The organism is Bradyrhizobium sp. (genome assembly GCF_035652035.1).
Taxonomy (GTDB): Bacteria; Pseudomonadota; Alphaproteobacteria; order Rhizobiales; family Xanthobacteraceae; genus Bradyrhizobium.
The window spans coordinates 109,876-133,263 of record NZ_DASREO010000098.1 but is presented as its reverse complement, the minus strand read 5'-3'; the positions used below and the strand labels follow the sequence as shown (position 1 = coordinate 133,263).

25 protein-coding genes and 1 other RNA gene are annotated in these 23,388 nt (G+C 63.0%); 22 read left to right on the top strand and 4 right to left on the bottom strand.

The features are described from left to right. Positions 1–388 precede the first annotated feature (388 nt). From VFB05_RS27245 to VFB05_RS27200, 10 genes are all read left to right on the top strand, one after another. Complete coding sequence (locus VFB05_RS27245; RefSeq protein ID WP_325018256.1) at positions 389–1,183, top strand: class I SAM-dependent methyltransferase; 795 nt, start codon at positions 389–391, stop codon at positions 1,181–1,183. A gap of 97 nt (positions 1,184–1,280) precedes the next feature. Further along, entirely contained in the window at positions 1,281–2,678 is a 1,398-nt protein-coding gene (locus VFB05_RS27240; RefSeq protein ID WP_325018254.1) for a hypothetical protein, read from the top strand. Positions 2,679–2,807: 129 nt separating this feature from the next. Then, positions 2,808–3,467, top strand: a complete 660-nt coding sequence (locus VFB05_RS27235) for an HAD-IA family hydrolase (RefSeq protein WP_325018252.1) — start codon at positions 2,808–2,810, stop codon at positions 3,465–3,467. An 82-nt stretch (positions 3,468–3,549) separates the two neighbouring features. Next, the gene (locus VFB05_RS27230) at positions 3,550–4,677 is read left to right on the top strand and encodes a threonine synthase (protein ID WP_325018249.1); all 1,128 of its coding nucleotides are present in this window, start codon (positions 3,550–3,552) and stop codon (positions 4,675–4,677) included. Positions 4,678–4,688: 11 nt separating this feature from the next. Continuing rightward, a complete protein-coding gene (locus tag VFB05_RS27225) occupies positions 4,689–5,345 on the top strand; it encodes a helix-turn-helix transcriptional regulator (RefSeq protein ID WP_325018247.1) in 657 nt (218 codons plus the stop codon). Next, positions 5,335–6,483, top strand: a complete 1,149-nt coding sequence (locus VFB05_RS27220) for a DSD1 family PLP-dependent enzyme (protein WP_325018244.1) — start codon at positions 5,335–5,337, stop codon at positions 6,481–6,483. The genes VFB05_RS27225 and VFB05_RS27220 overlap by 11 nt, the downstream gene beginning before the upstream one ends. A gap of 1 nt (position 6,484) precedes the next feature. Next, positions 6,485–6,883, top strand: coding sequence for a RidA family protein (locus VFB05_RS27215; protein WP_325018242.1), 399 nt, complete (start codon positions 6,485–6,487; stop codon positions 6,881–6,883). A gap of 624 nt (positions 6,884–7,507) precedes the next feature. Further along, positions 7,508–7,668: non-coding RNA, 6S RNA (gene ssrS / locus VFB05_RS27210), on the top strand. A 39-nt stretch (positions 7,669–7,707) separates the two neighbouring features. Further along, positions 7,708–8,286, top strand: a complete 579-nt coding sequence (locus VFB05_RS27205) for a 5-formyltetrahydrofolate cyclo-ligase (protein ID WP_325018240.1) — start codon at positions 7,708–7,710, stop codon at positions 8,284–8,286. Continuing rightward, entirely contained in the window at positions 8,287–9,111 is an 825-nt protein-coding gene (locus tag VFB05_RS27200) for a TIGR00282 family metallophosphoesterase (protein ID WP_325018238.1), read from the top strand. It abuts the gene before it with no gap. A 35-nt stretch (positions 9,112–9,146) separates the two neighbouring features. Here VFB05_RS27200 and VFB05_RS27195 read toward each other — a convergent pair whose 3' ends face one another. Both VFB05_RS27195 and VFB05_RS27190 read right to left on the bottom strand, forming a co-directional pair. After that, complete coding sequence (locus tag VFB05_RS27195; protein WP_325018236.1) at positions 9,147–10,571, bottom strand: methyl-accepting chemotaxis protein; 1,425 nt, start codon at positions 10,569–10,571, stop codon at positions 9,147–9,149. 69 nt (positions 10,572–10,640) lie between these two features. Then, a complete protein-coding gene (locus VFB05_RS27190) occupies positions 10,641–12,398 on the bottom strand; it encodes a methyl-accepting chemotaxis protein (protein ID WP_325018234.1) in 1,758 nt (585 codons plus the stop codon). A 367-nt stretch (positions 12,399–12,765) separates the two neighbouring features. On the opposite strand from VFB05_RS27190, the gene VFB05_RS27185 reads away from it, so the two are divergent. From VFB05_RS27185 to VFB05_RS27150, 8 genes are all read left to right on the top strand, one after another. Then, a complete protein-coding gene (locus tag VFB05_RS27185; RefSeq protein WP_325018231.1) occupies positions 12,766–13,512 on the top strand; it encodes a YebC/PmpR family DNA-binding transcriptional regulator in 747 nt (248 codons plus the stop codon). A gap of 58 nt (positions 13,513–13,570) precedes the next feature. Then, positions 13,571–14,098, top strand: coding sequence for a crossover junction endodeoxyribonuclease RuvC (gene ruvC, locus VFB05_RS27180; protein ID WP_325018229.1), 528 nt, complete (start codon positions 13,571–13,573; stop codon positions 14,096–14,098). Beyond that, positions 14,095–14,712 (top strand): Holliday junction branch migration protein RuvA, encoded by a 618-nt coding sequence (gene ruvA / locus VFB05_RS27175; RefSeq protein WP_325018227.1) that lies wholly within the window; start codon positions 14,095–14,097, stop codon positions 14,710–14,712. Before ruvC ends, ruvA begins: the two co-directional genes overlap by 4 nt. Positions 14,713–14,758: 46 nt before the next feature. Next, a complete protein-coding gene (locus VFB05_RS27170; protein WP_325018225.1) occupies positions 14,759–15,178 on the top strand; it encodes a cytidine deaminase in 420 nt (139 codons plus the stop codon). Continuing rightward, complete coding sequence (gene ruvB / locus VFB05_RS27165; protein ID WP_325018223.1) at positions 15,175–16,221, top strand: Holliday junction branch migration DNA helicase RuvB; 1,047 nt, start codon at positions 15,175–15,177, stop codon at positions 16,219–16,221. The genes VFB05_RS27170 and ruvB overlap by 4 nt, the downstream gene beginning before the upstream one ends. Before the next feature lie 136 nt (positions 16,222–16,357). Next, positions 16,358–17,269: a metallophosphoesterase gene (locus VFB05_RS27160; RefSeq protein ID WP_325018221.1), complete on the top strand. Its 912-nt coding sequence runs from the start codon at positions 16,358–16,360 to the stop codon at positions 17,267–17,269. An 80-nt stretch (positions 17,270–17,349) separates the two neighbouring features. Beyond that, on the top strand, positions 17,350–17,799 hold the full coding sequence (gene ybgC / locus VFB05_RS27155) for a tol-pal system-associated acyl-CoA thioesterase (RefSeq protein WP_325018219.1): 450 nt from the start codon (positions 17,350–17,352) through the stop codon (positions 17,797–17,799). Positions 17,800–17,916: 117 nt separating this feature from the next. Then, the gene (locus VFB05_RS27150) at positions 17,917–18,384 is read left to right on the top strand and encodes a nuclear transport factor 2 family protein (protein WP_325018217.1); all 468 of its coding nucleotides are present in this window, start codon (positions 17,917–17,919) and stop codon (positions 18,382–18,384) included. 139 nt (positions 18,385–18,523) lie between these two features. Here the strand turns inward: VFB05_RS27150 and VFB05_RS27145 are convergent, their stop codons facing one another. Then, positions 18,524–19,168 carry a glutathione binding-like protein gene (locus VFB05_RS27145; protein WP_325018214.1) on the bottom strand — a complete coding sequence of 215 codons (645 nt, stop codon included), beginning with the start codon at positions 19,166–19,168 and terminating at the stop codon, positions 18,524–18,526. 97 nt (positions 19,169–19,265) lie between these two features. Here VFB05_RS27145 and VFB05_RS27140 point away from each other — a divergent pair, with 97 nt between their 5' ends. Beyond that, a complete protein-coding gene (locus VFB05_RS27140; RefSeq protein WP_325018212.1) occupies positions 19,266–19,919 on the top strand; it encodes a TetR/AcrR family transcriptional regulator in 654 nt (217 codons plus the stop codon). Positions 19,920–20,052: 133 nt separating this feature from the next. Here VFB05_RS27140 and VFB05_RS27135 read toward each other — a convergent pair whose 3' ends face one another. Then, a complete protein-coding gene (locus VFB05_RS27135) occupies positions 20,053–21,024 on the bottom strand; it encodes a glyoxylate/hydroxypyruvate reductase A (protein ID WP_325018210.1) in 972 nt (323 codons plus the stop codon). Between the two features lie 113 nt (positions 21,025–21,137). Here VFB05_RS27135 and VFB05_RS27130 point away from each other — a divergent pair, with 113 nt between their 5' ends. The 3 genes from VFB05_RS27130 to VFB05_RS27120 all read left to right on the top strand — a co-directional run bounded on the left by VFB05_RS27130 (position 21,138) and on the right by VFB05_RS27120 (position 23,372). After that, a complete protein-coding gene (locus VFB05_RS27130) occupies positions 21,138–21,506 on the top strand; it encodes a YciI family protein (RefSeq protein WP_325018208.1) in 369 nt (122 codons plus the stop codon). Beyond that, positions 21,503–22,768 carry an RNA polymerase sigma factor gene (locus VFB05_RS27125; protein WP_325018206.1) on the top strand — a complete coding sequence of 422 codons (1,266 nt, stop codon included), beginning with the start codon at positions 21,503–21,505 and terminating at the stop codon, positions 22,766–22,768. The genes VFB05_RS27130 and VFB05_RS27125 overlap by 4 nt, the downstream gene beginning before the upstream one ends. Before the next feature lie 253 nt (positions 22,769–23,021). Beyond that, the gene (locus VFB05_RS27120) at positions 23,022–23,372 is read left to right on the top strand and encodes a hypothetical protein (protein ID WP_325018204.1); all 351 of its coding nucleotides are present in this window, start codon (positions 23,022–23,024) and stop codon (positions 23,370–23,372) included. Positions 23,373–23,388: the final 16 nt, after the last annotated feature.

Below are 23,388 nucleotides of genomic sequence, written 5' to 3'. Positions count from 1 at the left end.
ACGGCTCTCCAAGGTCTCACGCTCACGCGATGCTATCCATCTGATGGTAGACGGGGAACGCACCGTCTGGCGAGAGGGGAACTCAAACGTGAACCGGTCTCTGGCCCGTCACTGATTCCGGCAACGAAGACCACAACCTCGCCAAGGAACCAAAACTCGCTTCCGTACTTGAGCCATCATCTTTGGGTCATCGGCACGGCTCCGTCATGACGGAACACGATTTGGACAGGAAAGCAGAGCGAGCCTTGGTTGCGGTCGTGCTGAGCACGGCAACGCTCATCACGTGCTTTGGCATGTTGGTGTTCAGATAGAATTCGACGCCGTTCAGATGGAACTTAAGGGCCGCCGCAGTGGCGGCCTCTTTCGTGGCGCTTGAGGGGAGGTTTCGGTGGGACTGTTGCAATCGTTTCTTGCGTCCAACAAAAGGCTCTCACAACGGATCACGCCCGATCATTTTCACGAGGCGAACGTCTTTGCCGCCTATCACAAGATAGGGGCGATACTGCTGTCGCATCCCGACACCAAGGTGGTGCTCGACGTTGGCGCGGGAAAGCAATGGCATTTTCCGCAGCATTACAAGAGCTGGTACTCGATCAAACTCATCGGGCTCGACATCGACGGCGCCGAGATGAACGACAACATGCTTCTGGATGAGAAAATAGAGTGCGATGCCGTCGAGAAAATTCCCGTTCCTGCGGGCACGGTCGATCTTGTGATGATCAGTTCGGGGATCGAGCACTTCAGCAACAATGAAATGTTTCTGAACAACGCGTTCGAGGTGTTGCGGCCCGGCGGTTACCTGATCGCACAGTTTCCGGGCCGCTACGCGCCTTTTGCCGTCGCCAACAGGGTGCTGCCGAAATCGACGTCAAAGCGCGTGCTGGCCGCGTCGATGGGCGAGACGTCGGAACATCTCGGCTTCGTCGCGCACTATGATCGCACGAACTATTCCGCCTTCCGGAAGATGGTGCAGGCCGCCGGCTTCAACGTCGTCTACCATCTGCCGGGCTACAACAGCAGCTCGTACTTTGAATTCTTTGTCCCGCTTTATATGGTCTCGTACCTGTACGACAGCACCATGCATGCCATGGGCCTGAGAGACCTCGCGGCCTATAATCTCTGGGTTTTGCGAAAGCCGGGAGACAGCGATTTACCGGAGTTCAAGCTTTACGCCTGGAAATAGAACGACCGCTTCGGCGACCGCCTGGCGCCGCGCATCGGTCGCAGTTGCATTCTTCGCCATGCATTGCCATGGCGCAATGGCAGGCGAGGCGGCCATCGTGCCCGCAGAGCTGCCGCGTGTCGGCACAATCGACGAGCGCTTTCAATCCTTCAACGTCGAGATGGTCACGGTCACGGGTGGACCGTTCTGGAAGCCTTATCCGGCGGCGACGCCTGAGAAAACGGATCTGGTTTCGAACCGTTCGCCGATCGATCTCGCCAGTCCCGTGTTGCGGAAGTTCGCCTCCGCTTTGTCGCCGGCCTATTTGCGCGTCAGCGGCACCGCAGCCAATTCGACGTTCTTTGCCGGTACAAGCAGCGGTCCGTCTCGCGCGCCGGCCGGATTCAAGTACGTGCTGACGCGCCGCCAATGGCGCGACGTGATCGATTTTTCCAATGCAGTCGATGCCCCGATCGTCACGTCCTTTGCCATCAGTCCGGGCACGCGCGATGCGGAAGGACGATGGAAGCCTGATCAGGCGCGACAGCTCATTTCAGCGACACGCGAGGACGGTGGCCACATCGCCGCAGCCGAATTCATGAATGAACCGGATCTGCCCGCGATCGGCGGCGCGCCGACCGGCTATAGCGCCAGCGCCTTTGCGCGGGATTTCGCCGTGTTTCACGCTTTCATGAAACAGGCGGCGGGCGAGGTGATGATCCTCGCACCCGGCACCATGGCCCGTTCGCCGGAGGCAACGGATCTGTTTCTGGCTGCGGCGCCTGGCATCGACGCCGTGTCCTATCATTACTATGGCGCGCTATCCGAGCGCTGCGCGGGAGGGCAGACCGCCGATGCCGCTCTGTCGGAGGAGTGGCTCTCCCGAACCGACGAGACATTGGCGTTTTATCGGGCGCTGCGCGACCGCGCCGCGCCGGGCAAGCCGATCTGGCTCACGGAGACGGCGGAAGCCGCCTGCGGCGGCAATCGATGGAGTTCGACGTTTCTCGACACCTTCAGATATCTCGACCAGCTTGGACGGCTGGCAAAAGCCGGCGTGCAGATCGTGATGCACAACACGCTGGTCGGAAGCGACTATGGCCTCCTCGACGAGACGACGTTCAGGCCGAGGCCGAACTACTGGGCGGCGCTGTTGTGGCGACATTGGATGGGATCCGTGGTGCTCGATGCCGGCGTGCCGATCGGGCAGGGCCTGCATGTCTATGCGCATTGCCAGCGCAAAATGCCCGGCGGCGTGGTGCTGCTCGTCATCAACAACGATGCGCAAAATACGCATGAGCTGACCCTGCCGGTTTCGTCGATGCGGTTCACGCTCGACGCCGCAAGCTTGCAGAGTGCGGCCGTGCGCCTGAACGGGGCGGTGCTGACGGCGGAGGCCGCTGATGGGTTACCCAGGCTCGCCGGGCTGCCGGCTGGTGCGGGCGCGATAAGCTTCGCACCCGCAACGATGACCTTTGTGGTGATTGCCGGCGCCGGAAATCGCAGCTGCAACTAGTTGCCGCGCATTGAGAAAAAGGCCCGATTGACCCCAAAACGAGGAAGGGACGAGAGATGCTGCCCTAGACAAATAGTCTGAAATCAGACATATTGTCTCGGTAGCTCAATCATCTGTCTGGAGACCGCCATGTCCGCATCCAATCCGGCGCGCGCATACGATGCCGTTCTCTTCGATTTGCTGACCGCGCTTCTGGATAGCTGGGCGCTCTGGAACAGCGTGGCTGGCGGCGAAGCGGCCGGTGGTCGCTGGCGCGCCGAATATCTCAAGATCACCTACGGCACCGGCGCGTACCGGCCATATGAGGATCTGGTGGCGGAAGCCGCGCACAACGTCGGCCTGCCGCGCGATCTGGCGACAGAACTTGGGACGAGATACGCCGAACTTCGGCCATGGCCGGGCGTCCGCGATGCTCTGGAGAGGCTGCATGGTGACGGCACCCCGCTTGGCGTGGTGACCAACTGCTCCGAGAAGCTCGGCCGGATTGCGGCGAACTGCGTCGGCGTTCCCTTTGCGGTGGTGGTGACAGCCGAGCGCGCCGGCTATTACAAGCCGCAAGTCCAACCTTATCAGCTTGCGCTGAGGGAGCTGCGAGTCGAACCGCAACGCTGCCTGTTTGTGGCGGGATCCGCCTACGACCTCTTCGGTACTGCAAAGGTCGGCCTGCCGACATGGTGGCACAACAGGAGCAACATGGTCGCTCCTGAGGGCGCGCCAGCTCCGCTGCTTTGCCGCAACGATCTTGCAACGCTTCCCGACTTCGTCGCGGGCACGGAGGCGAAAACATAAAGGCGAAGCCTGCCTTCAGGCCTGCCTTGGGGCTTTCTTATAGCGCGAGCTTCAATCAGAATCGTATTTGTCCGGAGATCTCATGCCTGTCGCCACCTACATCGATCCCCGCAACGGAAAAACCTATCCGCTCGACGTTCCGCGCTGGTGCTCGGACGAGCGCTCGCCGCTCCTGATCACGCCGGGCGCCGGCATCTCTCGCGATGAGATCGACAGCCGCACCCGATCGCTCTGGCGTTATCGCGCGGCGCTGCCGGTCGAGATCACGAAACCGATCACGCTTGGCGAAGGGTGCACGCCACTGGTCCAGCAGGCATGGGGCGACCTCCGCCCGCTCTTCAAGCTCGAATGGTTCAACCCGACCGGCTCCTTCAAGGATCGCGGCTCGGCTGTGATGCTGTCATTCCTGCGGCAGGTCGGCATCGATGCCGTGCTCGAGGACAGTTCGGGCAATGGCGGGTCCTCGATGGCCGGCCTCGGCGCCGCCGGCGGCATGCGCGTCAAGATCCTGGCTCCCGCGTCGACGTCGCCGGCGAAGATCGCGCAGGTGCGCGCCTATGGGGCCGAGGTGCAACTGGTCGAAGGGCCGCGCGAAGAGTCGGAAACGGAGGCGATCCGCCGGTCGCACGAGACGTTCTACGCCAGCCATAACTGGCAGCCGATGTTCCTCGAGGGCACGAAATCCTTCGCCTACGAACTCTGGGAAGACCTCGGATTCCGCGCGCCCGACAACGTCATCGTCGCCGTTGGCGCCGGCAGCAGTCTGCTCGGCTGCGCGTTCGGATTTCGCGAGCTGATGAAGGCCGGACAGATCACGAAGCTTCCGCGCCTGTTCGCCGCACAACCGCTCAACTGCTCGCCGATCGATGCCGCGTTCCAGGCCGGCGTCGATACGCCCGTGGCGCGCGAGGTGCGCAAGACGATCGCGGAAGGCACCGCCATCAAGCATCCGATGCGCCTGCGCGAGATCATCGCCGCGCTGCGCGAAAGCGGCGGCGGCACGATCGCGCTCACGGAAGACGAGATCGTCGCCGCGCTGCGACGGCTTGCCCGGCAGGGGCTGTTCACTGAACCCACCAGCGCGAGCGCAGCCGCGGCGCTGGACAAGCTCGCCGGCGCCGGCGCGATCAAACCGGGCGAGAACACGGTCGTCATCCTCACCGGCTCCGGCCTCAAAGCGGCATCAACCGTCGCCGAACTGGTGCAATGAGGAGCCGCGCGATGAGCCGCAAGAAGCCAACCTCCGGCACAGTGAAGAAATCCGCGGATGGGGAGGTTCTGTTCGACCAGTTGAAGCGGATCGCCCAAGGGCTCGGCGAAACGTTTGCGCCTTTCTGCGAAGTCGTGCTGCACGATCTCACCGATCCGAAGCATGCGATCGTCGCCATCCACAACAACCTCTCGGGACGCAAGATCGGGCAGCCCGCAACGGAGCTCGGGCTCGCCCGCATTGCCGATCCGAACTACGCGCAGGTGATCTCGAACTACGCCAACGCGTTCGCCGACGGCAGGCAAGCCAAATCCACCTCGGTCGGCATCAAGGATGCGAGCGGAACGTATGTCGCCGCACTTTGCCTGAACGTCGACCTGACGCTGTTCCAGGGTCTTCAGAGCGCCATCGGCCAGTTCGTCAGCGTCGATGCGCAGAATGCTCCGCGCGAGTCGCTCAATCCCGCCAGCGCGGAAGCCATCCGCGCCCGCATCGATCAGTTTGCGGCGCGGCGCGCCACCACGCCGCGCGCGCTGAACGCAGAAGACCGCCGCCTTCTGCTGCGCGAACTGAAGGACAGCGGCTGTATGGAGTTGCGGCGGTCCGCCGAGATCGTCGCCGCTCATCTCGGAATCTCTCGCGCCACGGTGTACGCCGATGCCAAATGATCTTCAGACGCTCGAGGCGCTGCAAACGCCCTGCCTGCTTCTCGACGAGGTGCGTCTCAACGACAACGTCTCGCGGATGAAGAAGCATCTGGCCGGTCTGGGCGTCGCCTTCCGTCCGCATCTCAAGACGGCGAAATCTCTCGACGTCGCGCGTATCGCGATGACAAGCCCGGAAGGCCCGGCGATGGTCTCGACGCTGCGCGAGGCGGAATACTTCGCGGGCGGCGGCGTGCGCGACATGATCTACGGCGTCGGCATCGCGCCGGGCAAGCTCGCCCGCGTTTCCGCCATCCGCTCGCGCGGTGTCGACCTCGCCATCATCCTCGACAGCGTCGAACAGGCGGACGCCGTGGTCGCTCACGTCCGCGCTAGCGGCGACGCCATGCCGGTTCTCATCGAAGTCGACGCCGACGGTCACAGGTCCGGTATCGCGCCCTCCGACGCCGCAGCTCTGGTCGACATCGGCCGACGCCTGACCGGCGGCGGGGCGGTGCTGCGGGGCGTGCTGCTTCATGCCGGCGACAGCTATTCCATGAACGATCCTTCGGCTCTCACCGCAGCCGCGGAGAACGAGCGCGCCGCCGCGGTGAAGGCCGCGGAGAGCCTGCGCGCGGCCGGTCTGCCGTGCCCGGTCGTCAGCATCGGTTCGACGCCGACCGCGCGCTACGCCCGTAACCTCGATGGCGTCACCGAGGTGCGCGCCGGGGTCTTCATGATCGGAGACCTCTTTCAGGCCGGCGTTGGCTCGGTCGCAATCGACGACATTGCGCTGACGGTGCTGGCCACTGTGATCGGCCATCAGCGGGCCAAGGGTTGGATCATTACGGACGCGGGGTGGATGGCGCTGTCGCGCGACCGTGGCACCGCGCGCCAACAAGTCGACCAGGGGTACGGTCTGGTCTGTGATCTCGCCGGCCGGCCTTATGGCGAGGTGATCGTCGCTGACGCAAACCAGGAACACGGCATCGTCGCGATTAGAGCAGGCTCATCCGCGGCCTTGCCGGATCTGCCGGTCGGCTCGCGCGTGCGGATCCTGCCGAACCACGCCTGCGCGACCGGCGCGCAGCACGATCGCTATCATGTTCTCGACGCGCGAGGTGCCGTCGGCGCGGTCTGGCCCCGCATCAACGGATGGTGAGATGACGAATTCAATCGAAAGGTTCACCGCGGCAGATGTTGCTGTGCCCGCCGGCCACTATTCGCACGCGACCGCCTGGCGCGGGCTGGTCTTTGCCTCGGGACAACTCGGGATGCGCGGCGATGGGACCCACTCCGCCGACCAGCCGTTCGAAACCCAGGTGCGTCAGGCGCTCAAGAATGTAATCGCCGTTCTTGCCAAGGCGGGTTGCGGTCCGGACCGCGTGTTGCGCGTCACCGCCTACATCGTCGGCGTCGAGAACTGGCCCGCCTTCAACAGGATCTACGCCGAAGCGTTCGAAAGCGCGAAGCCCGCCCGCACCGTCGTCCCCGTGTCCGAGCTTCACCACGGATATCTCGTGGAGATCGACGCCGTCGGCGTGCGAGATCCTTCGGAGTGATGCGTCAGCACGCTGCTTGTGACATCGGCCACGGACGACGAAGCCGTGTGGTCCGGCCCGCTCAGGTGCGACCGCGCGCTCAATGGTTCCCGCTTCGGGCCTCCAAGCAACCTTCAACGTTCTCCAACGTTGCTGATTGAGGCATCGACATCAATTGAGGTTTGAGACATGCCAAACCCGCCACGCAGTCCCATCAATCAGCTCACCAAGAAGAGACTGCCGTCCGCCGCGCGGCGGACGCCTGCAAGCAAGAAGACTTTCGCTGGCCGCGATCCGTCCATGCCGAGACGGGAAGCCACGGGGCAGAAGGCGCGCGAGTCCCGGCTTGCCCGCAACTCGTCATGACGACCGAGCAAAGTGCTCTGCGCGAAGCGGTTTGCGGACGGCAGCCAAATTCCCCCTTGCCCCGTCGGGCAAATCACCGCTAGCTCTTCGCCCCGTCTCGCGCCCGATCCGAGGGGCGTTGCGCATCGTCACCAACGTGGGTAGCGCGGGATGCGATGGACGTGGCGGCGTCACGAGACGGGTGACATCGGCCGCGGACGTTCGCAGGGACGACATCTGGGCGGGAGAGCGGTGGGCCGCCGCTGGCGGTCCGGCCGCATCGTTGTTACATTGATTCCCGCGAGGCTGCGTCGCGCGTCAGGAGCCATATATCCCCGGGGCCTTATCGATCCTTTAGGGAACTGTCCCTGGCCGGGTCCGTGGATCCGGACATATGGTGCCCACCTACTTTCGTAGGGAACTCCGGGATCGAGCGCTTCAACGGCGACCGCGGCTTCGCACTTTCTCTCTGGTTGGTGTGATGTGGCAGGGGGCCTCGCATGTCCGCACTTCCATCCAAGGGTGACTTGCGCAAGAGCGCGCTCGATGCGCGCGATGCGATGGAGGCGGCGGTGCGCACTGCCGCCAGCGAGAAGCTGGCTGCGCGCGGTCTGCCGTTCGAGATATCCCCTGGCGTCATCGTCTCCGGCTATTCGCCGATCCGCAGCGAACTCGATCCCGAGCCCTTGATGCGCAAACTGGCAGGCCAAGGCGCAAAACTCGCGCTGCCGGCGATCCTCGGGCGCGGCAAGTCGCTCTCGTTCCGCGCATGGGTCGTCGGCGATCGTCTCACGATGGGCCCGCTCGGCATTCTCGAGCCGTCGCCGGCCAGGGCCGAACTCATTCCCGACATCATGCTGGTCCCGCTTGCCGCTTTCGATCGCCTCGGCCACCGCATCGGTTATGGCGCCGGTCATTACGACTTCACACTCGCCCATTTGCGGAAAATGAAGCCGATCACGGCCATCGGCCTTGCCTTCGCCGCCCAGGAAATCAAGGCTGTCCCCGCACTCGCGCACGACGTCGCGCTCGATTATGTGCTAACGGAGAAGAAGACGTTCGATTTTCGGAGCACTTAATTGAGAATTCTGTTCGTCGGTGACGTGGTGGGTCGGTCCGGCCGCACCGCGGTGACCGAATATCTACCCGGGATGATCCGCAACTGGTCGCTCGATCTGGTCGTCGTCAACGGCGAGAACGCGGCCGGCGGTTTCGGGATTACCGAAGCGATCTATCAGGAATTGCTCGATGCCGGCGCCGACGCGATCACGCTCGGCAACCACGCCTGGGATCAGCGCGAGGCGCTGGTGTTCATCGAGCGCGCGCCTCGGCTCATTCGCCCGACGAATTTTCCGTCCGGCACGCCCGGCCGCGGTGCGGCGCTGATCGAGACGAAGAGCGGCAAGCGCGCGCTCATCGTCAACGCCATCGGCCGCGTCTTCATGACGCCGTTCGACGATCCCTTTGCAGCGCTGGCCCGCGAACTTGCCGCCTGTCCGTTGCGCGAGGCGGCGGACGCGGTGGTGGTCGATTTCCACGGCGAGGCCTCAAGCGAAAAGCAGGCGATCGGCTATTTCTGCGACGGCCGCGCCAGTCTCGTGGTCGGCACGCATACCCATGTGCCCACAGCCGATCACCAGATTCTCGCAGGCGGGACGGCGTACATGACCGACGCCGGCATGACCGGCGATTACGATTCGATCATCGGCATGCAGAAGGACGAACCGATCCGCAGATTTACGTCGGGCATTCCGGCGGCGCGCTTCGAGCCGGCGATGGGGCCGGCGACATTGAGCGGTGTCGCGGTCGAGACCGACGATGCGACGGGGCTCGCGGTGAAAGTCGAGGCCGTTCGAACCGGCGGGCGGCTGTCGCCGGCGATGCCGGAATTCTGGACGAGCTAAGCGCAACGTGGACCCGCGCGTCAGGCTTGTGCGAGTCAGCTTTGCCGGAAGCCGAGGCGGAACGCGCCCCAATGGCGTCCTCGGACGAAGATCGGCGAGGAGGCGTCCTTCATCAGCACGAAATTGCCGCCGCCCATGTCGCGCCGGTAGGTCTGCAGCAGGAACGGCTTGGTGTTGGCCGCGACCTTTTTCACGGCGCGATCGTTGAAGAGACGCCGGTTGCGGCAGTTCGCGTTGTTCCAGACCGGATCTTTTCCCTGCGGCAAGCGATAGTTCGGGTTGTGGGTCGGCAGATACCCGCCTTTGGCCCAGGCCACGCAAAACACGATGCGCGGATCGGATTTCTGGATCGGGTCCTGAATGGTGGGCAGCACGCGGTCGGTGAACTCGACGTAGTTCGTCATGTATTGCTTGGGATCGGTCCCGGGAATCACGCGATAGTTCTCGTCCATCAGCGCGTCGAGCGTAATCTCGCCGCGCGCGACCGCCGCCTCGAAAACTTCCGCGATCCGCCCGGCGGTCTCGACGACGACGCGGATGAGTGGTGCATCCGACGTTTCCACGCCGCTGTCGGCGATCGCGGCGATCAGGCTTTCGGACAGATCGAGCAGCTTGGTGACGCGCTCGTCCGCATGCTTCAGGTCGCTCGAGGAGAGATCGACGCCCTTGGCAAGGTTGCGCAGTTCCTCGATCACGGTATCGCAGTGACCGAGATTGGACGTTGCAGCCTTGGCGACGCCGTCGATCTCCTGGCCGACCTTGGTGAAGCCTTCCTGGACGCGAGCGATGATGTTCTGGATCTGCGTGGCGCCTTCGCTCGCGGTCTTGGCCCGCGAGGAGGCTTCGCCGCTTTCACCGATCAGGTTGCCGAGCTGACCGTCGAGGTCGCGCATGGTGTCGCCGATCTGGTGGGTCGCCTGGCGGGTGGCTTCCGCAAGACTCTTGACCTCGCTTGCAACGACCGCAAAGCCCCGGCCGGCCGTGCCCGCGCGGGCCGCCTCGATGGTCGCATTCAGCGCCAGAAGATTGGTCTGCTTGGCGATCGCCTCGATCGAGCTAGAAACCTTCGTCACCTGCGCCAGCGCCGACGAGACCGCGCTCAGCCTGTCCTCGATCCGGCCGACCGATTCGACCAGTTCCGAAATGTGTTTGATCGCGGCCTCGACCGCGCCCCGCGACTGATTGATTTCGTCGACAGTCTCCGACGACGCCGACTGGACCGCCCGCGAGGCATCGGCGATGTCGTGGTTGGCGGAGACCATCGTCTCCGCGGTCTTCTGCAGATGCGCAAAGTGCTCCGATTGCGTCGAAACCCGGCTGGCGACCTCCTGCACGTTGCCGGCGACGTCGGCAAGTTCGACCCCGAGGCCGCCAAGCTGATTGCTGAGCTGATCGACGAGCCGTTCACCCTCCGACCGCACGGGAGAAACTTCAGGTCCAGCAGACTTTGCGGCGGACATCGCCTGACTCCAACCGATTCGGGTTCTCGCTCATCTTATGCAACGCGCCTTGAAAGCCAGCAATCCACCCTAAAGTTTATAGGCGGTGCGGAATCCGCCCCAGTGCCTGCCCTTGACGCGGATCGGCACGTCGATCTCGCGCATCATCACCGTGACGCCGTTGCCCATGTCGCGCGCGTAACTCTGGATCAGATAGGTGCGCTGGTTGCGGCCCGCCGCAAGGCCGGCCGTGTCGTTGAAGATGCGGCGGTTGCGGCTATGGGCGGTATTCCAGGCGACGTCGCCTGGCCGCTGCGGATGGGAATAGACCTTGTTGTGCACCGGCAGGTAGCCGTTGCGGTCGATCGCAACGCAGAACACCATGCGCGAATCCTTGGCGAGGAAGGCTTCCTGGAACGCCGGCAGCGCGCGATCGGCCCAATCGAGGATACGGCTGCGGTGCTGCACCGGGTTGGTGCCGGATATCTCGACATAGTCCGTATCGAACATCGCCTCCATCGAGATCGCGCCGCTTGTGACCGCCTGTTCGAACATCTGGTTGAGCTGAACACCGGCTTCCATCGCGCGGGTGACGAACTCGGTGTTCTCGTCGTGGATCGCCCACATTTTGTCTTCGATGGTCTCGATGAGGGCCGCATCGTTGGTCATGATGCTCGCCTGAACGCCAGCGCTCGACCGTTCGCCGCTGCGGATCTTGCAGGCGCCGATATCCTGCAACGTGGCGTTGAGGGCTTGATTGAGCGGCACATTGGCGGCGTTCGGACCGCCGATCAGGATGCTCTCGACGGAAATCTCGTAGACCTGCGCCGCGATGCGGCCCTGCGGGGTGTCGATCTCGATCCTCAGGTTGCAGGGCAGCCGTTCCTGTTTGCGACGGTCGGCCCGCAGGTCGTGGCCGAGCAGCACCGCGCAGCGGGTCTTGAGCTTTTGCGCGAAGATGGTGACCGCGTTGCCGGCATTGGCGACATGCTCGCGATGCGCCTCCGCCTCCTTCGCAGCGTGATCGATCTCGCTGGCGCTGGACCCAACCGAAGCGATGAAGTTCGAGGCGGTCGCAACGTTCTCGGTCATCTCCTGGGTGGTCGCCTGCTGCTCGGCCACCGCCCCGTTGACGTTTTCGAACACCGGGCGGATTGCCTGGATGGCTTGCGAAATCCGATGCACCGCTTCGACCGATCCGGCGGCGTCGCGTTGCAGCGCGTCGATCTTTTTCTTGATCTCTTCGGTTGCGTCCTGGGTCTGCACCGCCAGGGCCTTGACCTCGGAGGCGACCACCGCGAAGCCGCGTCCGGCCGTGCCGGCGCGCGCGGCTTCGATGGTCGAGTTGAGCGCGAGCAGGGTCGTTTGCCGCGCGATATGCGCGATCAGATTGACGACATTGCCGATCGCGGCCGAGGAATCCTTGAGGCGATCGACATTGGCGCTGGCTTCGTGCGCGGCCGCGGCTGCCTCGTCGGCGAGTTTGCCGGCATCGCGGACCTGCGAGCCAATGCCTTTCGCCGAATCGGCGAACTTGTCGGCGGCCTGAGAGAAAATGGTTGCGGTGCTCTGGGCCTCGTTCGAGCGCGCGCTCAGCGCGTCGGTACGCTGTCGGACGGCGGCAAGCGTGGCTGCGGTGGCGTCTGCGCCGCCGGCAACTGCACTCGCCGCGCGTTCGAGCTGGCGGATCATGCCACCGAGCTCGATTTCGAGCAGTTCGAGAATCTGCCGGACCGATTCGGCTTCGGAGTAATCGCCATCTTCCGTCACAGGAGCCGGCTTCGCCTGGGATTGAGGCGCAGGCGCGGGTGGCGGGAGGGCGGCTTTCCGGAACAATCCAATCGCCATGGGTTTCTCAGTAAGCGGGTATGTTGACGATCATCGTCCCACCCCGCCGTGAAATCATGGTTAACAAATGCCTGACTTGGAGGCAGTTTCCGCTACCTTGGTACCGAAAACGTCGCCAAATCTTTGATTTCAGCCAGTGGGAAGCCTATAAGGCCGCGCTTTCCACCCAAATCACCTAGTGGAGTGGATTTTACATTCGCTGCCCATTCGCAGCGGGCTCGTCAAGCGAATGTAAAATCCGAAACTCCACTAGAAACCTATGTTTTTGCTAGTGGTCCTTCGATTCTAACATTCGCAAAAGCGCCCGCTGCGACGGGATGCAAATGTTAGAATCGGACCACTAGTTTTCGACTTCCAGAGATCAGGCATGGCCGGACATTCCCAATTCAAGAACATCATGCACCGCAAGGGGCGTCAGGACGCCCAGAAGTCGAAGCTGTTCGGCAAGCTCGCGCGCGAAATCACGGTCGCGGCCAAGCTGGGGACGCCTGACCCCGCGATGAACCCGCGGCTTCGGGCAGCGGTGATCGCCGCGCGGCAGGAAAACATGCCAAAGGACAATATCGAGCGCGCGATCAAGAAGGCGATCGGCGGCGACAGCGAGACCTATGACGAAATCCGCTACGAAGGTTACGGCCCGGGGGGCGTTGCCGTGATCGTCGAGGTGCTGACCGACAACCGTAACCGCGCGGCCTCCGACATCCGCTCCTATTTCACCAAATCCGGCGGCAATCTCGGGGAAACCGGCGCGGTCTCGTTCATGTTCGATCGCACCGGTATCATCGAATACGACGCCAAGGTGGCGTCCGACGATGCCATGCTGGAAGCGGCAATCGACGCCGGCGCCGACGACGTGCTGTCCAGCGAAAGCGGCCACGAAGTCTATGCCTCGCAGGAAACCTTTCGCGACGTCGCCAAGGCGCTGGAGGCGAAGTTTGGCGAGGCGCGCAAGGCAGCCGTGATCTGGAAGCCGCAAAATACGGTCGCGGTCGACGACGAAACCGGCGAGAAGCTGTTGAAGCTGATGGACCTTCTGAACGAGCACGACGACGTCCAGAACGTCTATGCCAACTTCGAGATTTCCGACGCGCTTGTGGCCAAGATGGGCGGATAAGGTCGCCCGGCCGACCGCCAACGGCGACGCCAAACGCGAATCTTGGGTATAAGTGCCCATGTCCTCCCAGCCGATTCGCCCTCCTATCCGGATCCTCGGCATCGACCCAGGCCTGCGCCGCACGGGCTGGGGCGTGATCGAGGTTGAAGGCAACCGGCTCGTTTATCTCGGTTGCGGATCGGTCGAGCCGCCGGACGATCTGCCGCTTTCGAGCCGCCTGCTTGCCATTCATGAGGGACTGGCCACTGTCCTCGGCGATTTTCGCCCCGCCGAGGCTGCCGTCGAGCAGACCTTCGTCAACAAGGATGGCGTGGCAACGCTCAAGCTCGGCCAGGCCCGTGGCGTCGCGATGCTGGCGCCTGCGATGTTCGGCATTTCGGTTGCGGAGTACGCGCCCAACCAGGTGAAGAAGACGGTGGTCGGCGCCGGCCACGCCGACAAGAACCAGATCATGGTGATGTTGAAGGTGCTGCTGCCGAAGGCCGAGCCTAAGTCCGCTGACGCGGCCGACGCGCTCGCCGTTGCGATCACGCATGCCCATCACCGCACCAGCGCTGCAATGCGGCTCAAGGTGGTCGGTCTATGATCGGCAAGCTCAAGGGTCTGATCGATTCCTACGGCGAGGATTTTGTGATCCTCGATGTCGGCGGCGTCGGCTATCAGGTGCATTGCTCCTCGCGCACCTTGCAAGGCTTGCCCGCGCCCGGCGAGGCGGCGGTGCTCTCGATCGAGACTTACGTTCGCGAGGACCAGATCAAGCTGTTCGGCTTCAAGAGCGACATCGAGCGCGAATGGTTTCGGCTGTTGCAGACGGTGCAGGGCGTCGGCGCCAAGGTCGCGCTCGCCGTGCTGGGCACGCTCTCGCCGTCCGACCTCGCAAATGCGATTGCGCTGCGCGACAAGGCGGCGGTGACGCGCACGCCCGGCGTCGGCCCGAAGGTCGCCGAGCGCATTGTCACCGAATTGAAGGACAAGGCGCCTCACTTTGCCAATGTCGATCCGGCGGTCGTCAGTCTCTCCGGCGCGATCGACGACTCTCGCGCGCCTCGCCCGGTGACGGATGCGATCTCCGCGCTGGTCAATCTCGGCTACGGCCAGCCGCAAGCGGCCGCCGCGATTGCCGCGGCCTCGCGCAGCGCCGGTGAAAAAGCCGAGACCGCGCAGCTCATCCGGCTGGGCCTGAAGGAACTGGCGAAGTAGGTTATTCGTTGCTAGCCGCCGCCTCGAAGGAAATGCATCGTCGACCATGCTGAGCAAGAAAGACAAGGAACTGATCGCCGCCGCCACCAAGGCAATCAGCGAGCGCTATCGCAACGACTGGCAGGAAGTCGGCGCGGCAATGCGCACGCGCGACGGCCGCATCATTACCGGCGTGAATATCGACGCCTATATCGGCCGGATCGCGGTTTGCGCCGAAGCGATTGCGATCGGCCGCGCCATCACCGAGAGCGGCGACCACGGCATCGAGACCATCGTCGCCGTGCGTCACCCCAAGCCCGATGAGCCCGGCAAGATCGCGGTGGTCTCGCCCTGCGGCATCTGCCGCGAGTTGATTCACGACTATGACGCCAAGGCGAAAGTGATCGTGCCCAACAACGGACGCACGCCGAAGGTAGTGACGATCGGCGAATTGTTGCCCAACAAATACCGGCGGGGCAACGAATGAATCCCCCGCGCATGGTCACGCCCGAGCGCCGCGCTGAGGATGGCGGCGATACCGCGCTGCGCCCGCAATCGCTGTCCGACTTCGTCGGTCAGGCCCAGGCGCGCAAGAATCTCTCGATCTTCATCGAAGCAGCGCGCAAGCGCGGCGAGGCGCTCGATCATGTGCTGTTCGTCGGTCCGCCTGGTCTCGGCAAGACCACGCTCGCGCAGATCGTTGCGCGCGAACTCGGCGTCGGCTTTCGCGCGACCTCAGGCCCCGTGATCGCCAAGGCCGGCGAACTCGCCGCGCTTCTCACCAATCTCGAAGAACGTGACGTGCTCTTCATCGACGAGATCCATCGCCTGAGCCCCGCGGTCGAAGAACATCTCTACCCCGCGATGGAAGATTTCCAGCTCGACCTCATCATCGGCGAGGGACCGGCGGCGCGCTCGGTCAAGATCGATCTTGCCAAGTTCACACTGGTCGGCGCGACGACGCGCGCTGGGCTCTTGACCAATCCCTTGCGCGACCGTTTCGGGATTCCGGTGCGGCTGAATTTCTACACCGAAGACGAGTTGGAAAAGATCGTCACCCGCGGCGCCCGCGTGCTGCAAATCGGCATGACCGCCGATGGCGCCAACGAAATCGCCCGCCGTGCTCGCGGTACGCCGCGCATCGCCGGGCGGCTGTTGCGCCGTGTACGAGACTTCGCGTCCGCGGCGGATGCGGATTCCATCGATCGCAAGATTGCCGACACTGCGCTGAGCGCGCTGGAGGTCGATGCGGCGGGCCTTGACGCGATGGATCGCCGTTATCTCACGACGATTGCGATGAACTATGCCGGCGGGCCGGTTGGTGTCGAGACGCTTGCCGCGGCGCTGTCGGAGCCGCGCGATGCGATCGAAGACATCATCGAGCCGTTTCTGATCCAGTGCGGCTATCTGCAGCGCACTCCGCGCGGGCGTCTGTTGACGTCGCATGCGTTCCGTCACCTGGGCTTGGCGGAACCTGCGCGCGATCCGGCGCAGTTCGGATTGTTCGGCAACGACAGCGAGGACGAATGACACCGCGCGCCGTTGTTGCGCGATCGTCTCGTGCAGATGAAGAATCAGTAACCTTACTGCGCAATATCTGCACAAACGTTCCGTAATTCAGCTGTATTCTCCGGCGAAAAGCAGGCTGCATCACAATCGGCTCTTTATGCTCTCACGCCGCCATTTTCTGCGTACATTTTCTGGTCTCGGCGTTACCGGCGTTTCGACGGTCGCTTACGGATTCAGCGAGCCGGAACTTCAGCTTCGGGTCACGCGCTATCACGTTTCGCCGCCGCAATGGCCGGCCGACTTCAATCTCAAGATCGCCGTCATTACCGATATTCACGCCTGCGATCCCTGGATGTCGCTGGAGCGCATCCAGACGATCGTCGACCACACCAACATGCTCGGCGCCGACGTGACGGTTTTGCTTGGCGACTATGTCGCCGGTCACCGCAACGTGACGCGGGTTATTCCGGCCAACGAATGGGCCTCTGTTCTCGCTGGTCTCAAGGCGCCGCTCGGCGTGCATGCCGTGCTCGGCAATCATGACTATTGGGAAGACCTGATTGTGCAGCGACAGGGCGCAGGAACGACGATTGCCCGCCGCGCGCTCGAAGGCGCCGGCATTCCGGTTTACGAGAACGACGTCCAGCGCCTGAGCAAGGCTGGCCGCCCTTTCTGGCTTGCCGGCCTCGGCGATCAACTCGCCTTTGTTTTTGCGCGCCGCTACGGCCTCGTCAGGCGGAGGGGCGTCGACGATCTTTCCGCAACGCTCGCCAAGGTGACGGACGACGCGCCGGTCATTTTGCTGGCGCATGAGCCGGACGTCGTACATCGCGTGCCGTCGCGGGTCGCGCTCCAGCTCTCCGGCCATACCCATGGCGGTCAGGTGAGGCTTCTCGGCTGGTCGCCGGTCGCGCCTTCCGGGCAACGGCTTGCTTACGGCCATATCCGCATGAACTGCGACGTCGTCGTCTCCGGCGGGCTTGGTTGCAGCATCGTGCCGTTCCGGCTCGGCGTGCCGCCGGAAATCGTGCTCGTGACGGTGGGCAAAACTGCGCCAGTTCTCTCGTAACGCCTCAACATTACAGCCTGCGCTTGCGCGGCAGGCGGATTTTGCGCAAAACCGTGAAAAAGCCAAAACGTGGTGCGCAATTGACCTTAACCCATCTCGACGGCGAAATCCGCGACGGTCGCCACCAGATGCAGATCCGCGTCTTTTACGAGGACACGGATTTCTCCGGCATCGTCTATCACGCCAACTACCTGCGCTTCATGGAGCGCGGCCGCACCAACCATTTGCGGCTGATGGGCGCCGAGCAGCACGCATTGTTTTCGGAAGCCGAGACCGAGACGCCAGGCTTTGCCTTCGTGGTGCGCTCGATGAAGCTCGATTTCCTCAAACCAGCGCGGATGGACGATGTGCTCGACGTCGTGACTTGGCCGGTCGCGGTGAAGGGCGCCTCGATCGTCCTGGCGCAGGAGGTACGGCGCGGCAACGACGTTCTTGTCACGGCAGAGGTGCGGGTCGCGTTCATCAGCGAGGGCAGGGCGCAGCCGATACCGAAATCGATCCGCGCCCTGATGAAGGCCGATCTCGACTAGGCATTTCGGAACAGCGTCGATTGGTTCTCGCAATCGACTGATAGCAACACGGCCATCGAACTCCCACGATTGAAGCGATAGTCTTGGCTCGCAATCGAAAACAGCCGGGAGATGATCATGTCGCGTCCGCCATTGCCGCCGTTCACCCGCGAGACCGCCGCGCAGAAGGCGCGCATGGCGGAAGACGCCTGGAATTCACGCGACCCTGAACGCGTGGCGCTTGCATACACGGAAGACAGCCGCTGGCGTAACCGCTCCGAAGTGTTTGAGGGGCGCGCCGCGATCGTTGCGTTTCTCACGCGCAAATGGGCGAAGGAGCTCGACTATCGCCTGATCAAGGATCTCTGGGCCTTCGACAACAACCGCATCGCGGTGCGCTTTCAATATGAATGGCATGATGCGAGCGGCCAGTGGCACCGCTCCTACGGCAACGAGCAATGGGAGTTCGACGAGCACGGTCTGATGCGCCGGCGCGAAGCCAGCATCAACGACATCGCGATTTCCGAAAAAGACCGCCGCTTCCATTGGCCCGCGCCGGGACCGCGGCCTCTCGATGTGCCGGGATTGGGTGATAGCCCGTTCTAGTGAGCTCACTCGCGTTCCCCGGACGCGCAGCGCGATTCCGGTGCGCTGCTGATCCGAGGTCCACGTCGCTTTTGCCAGGTCCCGGATCTGCGATGCGACGTGAAGATACGCTGCATCGCGTCCGGAACACGAGCGTCCATCAAGCCGCGGTCTTGTGCCGTGCGATTTCGGCCTTATACAGCTCGAACTCTTCGGCGATCGCTTTCGCGATGCTCGGGCGCGTGCGCAGCCGCTCGTAATAGGCCTTCACCGCAGGCCATTTCGCCAGCTCGATCGGCGGGGTCGCCATGGTCCAGTTGATGACGGTGACGAGATAGGCGTCGGCAACGGTGAAATGGTCGAGCAGGAATTCGCGGCCCTTGAGATGGTGCTCGAGATAATCGAGCCGCGAAAGGCCCTTGCCGAGCGTGTAGGTCTTGGCCTCCGGCGGTGCCTTCTTGTCAAGCAGCGTCACGAACAACCCCTTGTGCAGTTCGGTGCCGATGAAACAGAGCCATTGATGCAGCCGGCTTCGGTCCATGCCTGACGAGGTGCCGAGGCCTGCTTCCGGAAAGCGATCGGCGACATACTGCAGGATCGCGGCGTTCTCGGTCAGCACCTCTCCCTCATCGGTGCGCAGGGTCGGCACCAGCCCGAGCGGATTGATTTTGCGAAAATCAGAGCCGTCGTTCTGCACGACCTTGGTCTTCGCATCGACTTCCAGATAGGTCGCCTTTTTGCCGGCTTCGTAAAGCGCAATGCGGGTCGCAAGCGAGCAGGCGAGCGGTGAGAAATAGAGATCCATGGCGGCTCCTTTCCGGATTCGGCTCGTGTCATTCGAGCGCGGTTGATTTTTATACTGTTTCGCATAATATAAGGTGCGTCAAGGAATTTATTGCGAAATGGTACAAAAAAGTAAAAAGCCGCCGGAAATCAATGCGGAAGCTCCCAAGCGCCGCGGACGGCCGCGCGCCTATGAGCCGGACGTCGCGCTGGGCAAGGCGCTCGAGCTGTTTCGCAAGGGCGGCTTTGCGGCGACCTCGCTCGACGATCTCAGCGCGGCGACCGGCATGAACCGGCCGAGCCTTTACGGCGCGTTCGGCGACAAGCGCGAACTCTACATCAAGAGCTATGCGCGCTATCGCACCGACGCCCGCGCGGCGATGATCGAGATTTTCAGGGGCGAAATGCCGATCCGCGAAAGGCTGAAGCGCGTCTATGCGGCGGCGCTCGATATCTATGTTGCCGATACGTCGGATCCGAAAGGCTGTTTCACCGTGATGACGGCCGCTTCCGAAGCGGTGGCCGATCCCGAAATTCGCGCGATGGTGCTCGACGGATTTGTCGAACTCGACAAGGCCTTCGCGTCGTCCTTCCGCCGCGCCAGGGAAAAGGGCGAATTGCCGCCGTCTGCCGATCCCATTGTTTTGGCGCAGTTGGCGTCCGCCACCATTCACACCATCGCCATCCGCGCGCGAGCGCGGGTCCCCCGTAAGGAGCTGGAGGCGATCGTGAAGGGCGCGATCGGCGTGATGTGCGGAACGTCCACACAATAATGTCGTCGTCCCGGCGAAAGCCGGGACCCATACGCCGCGGCTTCACGTTTTGGCGTGCGAGCCGACGCTTTCATGAAAATATCTAAGACCCGTAGTTATGGGTCCCCGCGTACGCGGGGACGACATGGAGAATTTAATACCCGCGGGTAGGATCGACGAGATTCTCCAGCGGCTCACCGGCCTCGAACTGCGCGATCTGGCGTGCGACATATTTCGAGATTTCGTCGGGATCTGTGTCAGCGGCGTTGTGCGGCGTCAGCACCACCTTCGGATGGGTCCAGAACGGACTATCCGGCGGCAACGGCTCGGTCGCGTAGACGTCGAGCGAGACGCCGCCCAACGTGCCGTCGTCGAGACACGACAGAATATCGGTTTCGTTCTGCAAGCCGCCGCGGCCGGCATTGATCACGACCGGTGCGCCAAGCGGGCTCGTTCGATTCAGCTTTGCGAAAAGCTCCCGGTTGAGAATGTGCCGTGTGTCCGGCGTCAGCGGCAGCAGCGAGACAAGAATGTCGGTGCGCTGCAGGAACGCATCGAGCTGCGCCTTGCCGTGGAAGCATTCGACACCCTTGATGGTTTTCGGGCTGTTGCTCCAGCCGACCACCTTGAAGCCGAGTCGCACCAAAACTTCCGCGGCATCCGCGCCTAACGTGCCGAGCCCCATGACCCCGACCGTGATCGCCTCGGCCGGCCATTGATATTTCGGTTGCCATCGCTTCGCGCGCTGGCTGTCACGCAAATAAAGTTCCTGCCGGTGGTGCATCAGGACATGCAGCGCGACATACTCGGTCATGCGGTGGGTGAGATCGCCGACGGAGACGCGCACCAGCGGCACTTTCGGCAGGGTCTTGTCGGCCATCAGCGCATCGACGCCGGCGCCGAGGTTGAAAATGACCTTCAGGTTCGGAAACGACGCCAACTCGCCCGGCACCGGCTTCCAGACCGCGGCGTAATGAACGCTGGCCGGATCGCCGCCGCTGTCAGTCGCGAGCCAGACCGGACGGTCGGCGCAGACCTGGTCAAATCGTTGTTTCCATCGTGCCGGCGACCAGTTTTCGGTGCCGCCATGGATCAACAGCGCCAACGTGCCTTTTTTCGTCGTCATTTCACCTCTCATCCCGGAACCCGGGCTAGTTTTCAGCACGAATATTTTTCCGTAAGCAATGTCGGAGCGGGGCCATCCCGCCCGTCCTAGGGACCTGAGAAGGAGCCTTGCCCATGATGTATGCCATACTTTGCTATCACGACGAGGATTTCGTCGGCTCCTGGACCAAGGAGCAGGACGCCGCGGTCATGTCGAAGCTTTCGGTCGTTCAGGACAAATTGAAGAAGGAAGGCCGGCTGGGTCCGGTCGCCCGGCTGCTGCCGACCACCGCGGCCACGACCTTGCGCAAGGACGGTCCGCCGGTCGTGCTCGACGGCCCCTATGCCGAGACCAAAGAGCAACTGCTCGGCTTCTATATCGTCGATTGCGAAAATCTCGATGCTGCGCTCGACGTCGCGCGAGACCTCGGCGCCGCCAATCCGGGCGGGGCCTATGAGATTCGCCCGGTCGGCCTGTTCGACGCCGGAACGAGGGCGAAGTGACAGACGTCGGCTGGATCGATGCGGCCCTGACATCGGCGCGTCCCCAGGCCGTCGGCGCACTTCTGCGCTATTTCCGCAATCTCGATACCGCGGAAGAAGCATTCCAGAACGCCAGCCTGCGCGCCCTGAAAAGCTGGCCGCAGAATGGCCCGCCGCGCGATCCGGCGGCATGGCTGATCATGGTCGGCCGCAATGCGGCGATCGACGAGGTGCGCCGCTCGAACAAGCAGGAGGCGCTGCCAGAGGACGCTGCCATTTCCGATCTCGATGACGCCGAGGAGGAAATCGCAGAGCGGCTCGACGGCTCGCATTATCGCGACGACATCCTGCGGCTCTTGTTCATCTGCTGCCATCCGGACTTGCCGGCGACGCAACAGATCGCGCTGGCGCTGCGCATCGTCTCGGGCCTCTCCGTAAAGCAGATCGCGCGCGCATTTCTGATTTCGGAAGCGGCGATGGAGCAGCGGATCACCCGTGCCAAGACGCGCGTCGCCAAGGCCGGTGTTCCCTTTGAGACGCCCGGGGCGGTCGAACGAAGCGAGCGGCTCGCGGCTGTCGCCGCGATGATCTATCTGATCTTCAACGAGGGCTACTCGGCGAGCGGCGAGACCTCCGAAATCAGGATGCCGCTGTGCGAGGAGGCGATCCGGCTGACGCGGCTGTTGCTACGGCTGTTTCAGAGCGAACCGGAGATCATGGGGCTCACAGCGCTGCTCTTGTTGCAGCACGCCCGCGCGGCAGCGCGATTCGATGCAAATGGCGAACTGGTGCTGCTTGAGGATCAGGACCGCACGCTGTGGAATCAGAAATTGATCACCGAGGGCGTGGCGCTGATCGACAAGGCGATGCGGCATCGCCGCTCAGGGCCGTACCAGGTGCAGGCGGCGATCGCGGCGCTGCATTCGCGCGCGGCAAAGTTCGAAGATACCGATTGGGCGCAGATCGATCTGCTCTATGGCGCGCTTGAGGTCATGCAGCCTTCGCCCGTGGTCACGCTCAACCGCGCGGTCGCGGTATCGAAAGTTCGCGGGCCGGAGGCAGCGCTTGCGATGATCGAGCCGCTCGGCGAGCGGCTCTCCAGTTACTTTCATTATTTCGGCGTGCGCGGCGCTTTCCTGATGCAACTCGGCCGTAACGACGAGGCGCGTGTCGCCTTCGATCGCGCCATCGCGCTTGCCAACACCTCGGCGGAAGCCGCCCATATCCGCATGCATCTGGATCGCCTGATGCGCGACTGCCAATCGCCAGTGGTCCGATTCTAACATTCGCATCCCTTCTCAGCGGGCGCCTTTGCGAATGTTGGAATCACAGGACCACTGGAAAATACAGGTTTCTAGTGAAGTTTAGGATTTGACATTCGCATCCCGAGTATGCGGCGGGGCGGGTAGCGAATGTCAAATCCACTCCACCAGCGCCGCCGTCACAAAGAGCAAAAAATAATTCGAAAACTTTGTCGGTCCGCCGTCCCCCCGTTCGTCTTTAGGGCAGAGAGCCCGCTGAGACAGGGGACGCGAGATGAACATGCAGACCTTCCAGATCATGATCCTGCTGCTTGATGCTTTCATCAAGCTCGCGCCGTGGCGGACTGTCACGCAAGCGTTGGGCCGGATCGGTTATGGATTGAGCGAAGGCTTCATCCACGGCCTTAAATTGGCAACGCCAGCGATTGCGGGTCTCGGTTTGATTGCAATAGCCTCTGTCTTTGGGCCCGCATTCGCCGGTTACGTCGTCGGCGTCGTTCCATCGCATGTATCCCGTGGCGGCCTTGCGTTCAGCTACATTGTCTCTGCATTTTATATCGGCGTGGCGCTGTGGGCCGGCGTCTGGTGGGATCGCTGCAACAAGCAGGCTTCTGCAGAGGCGTAACCACCGCTTGTTGTGA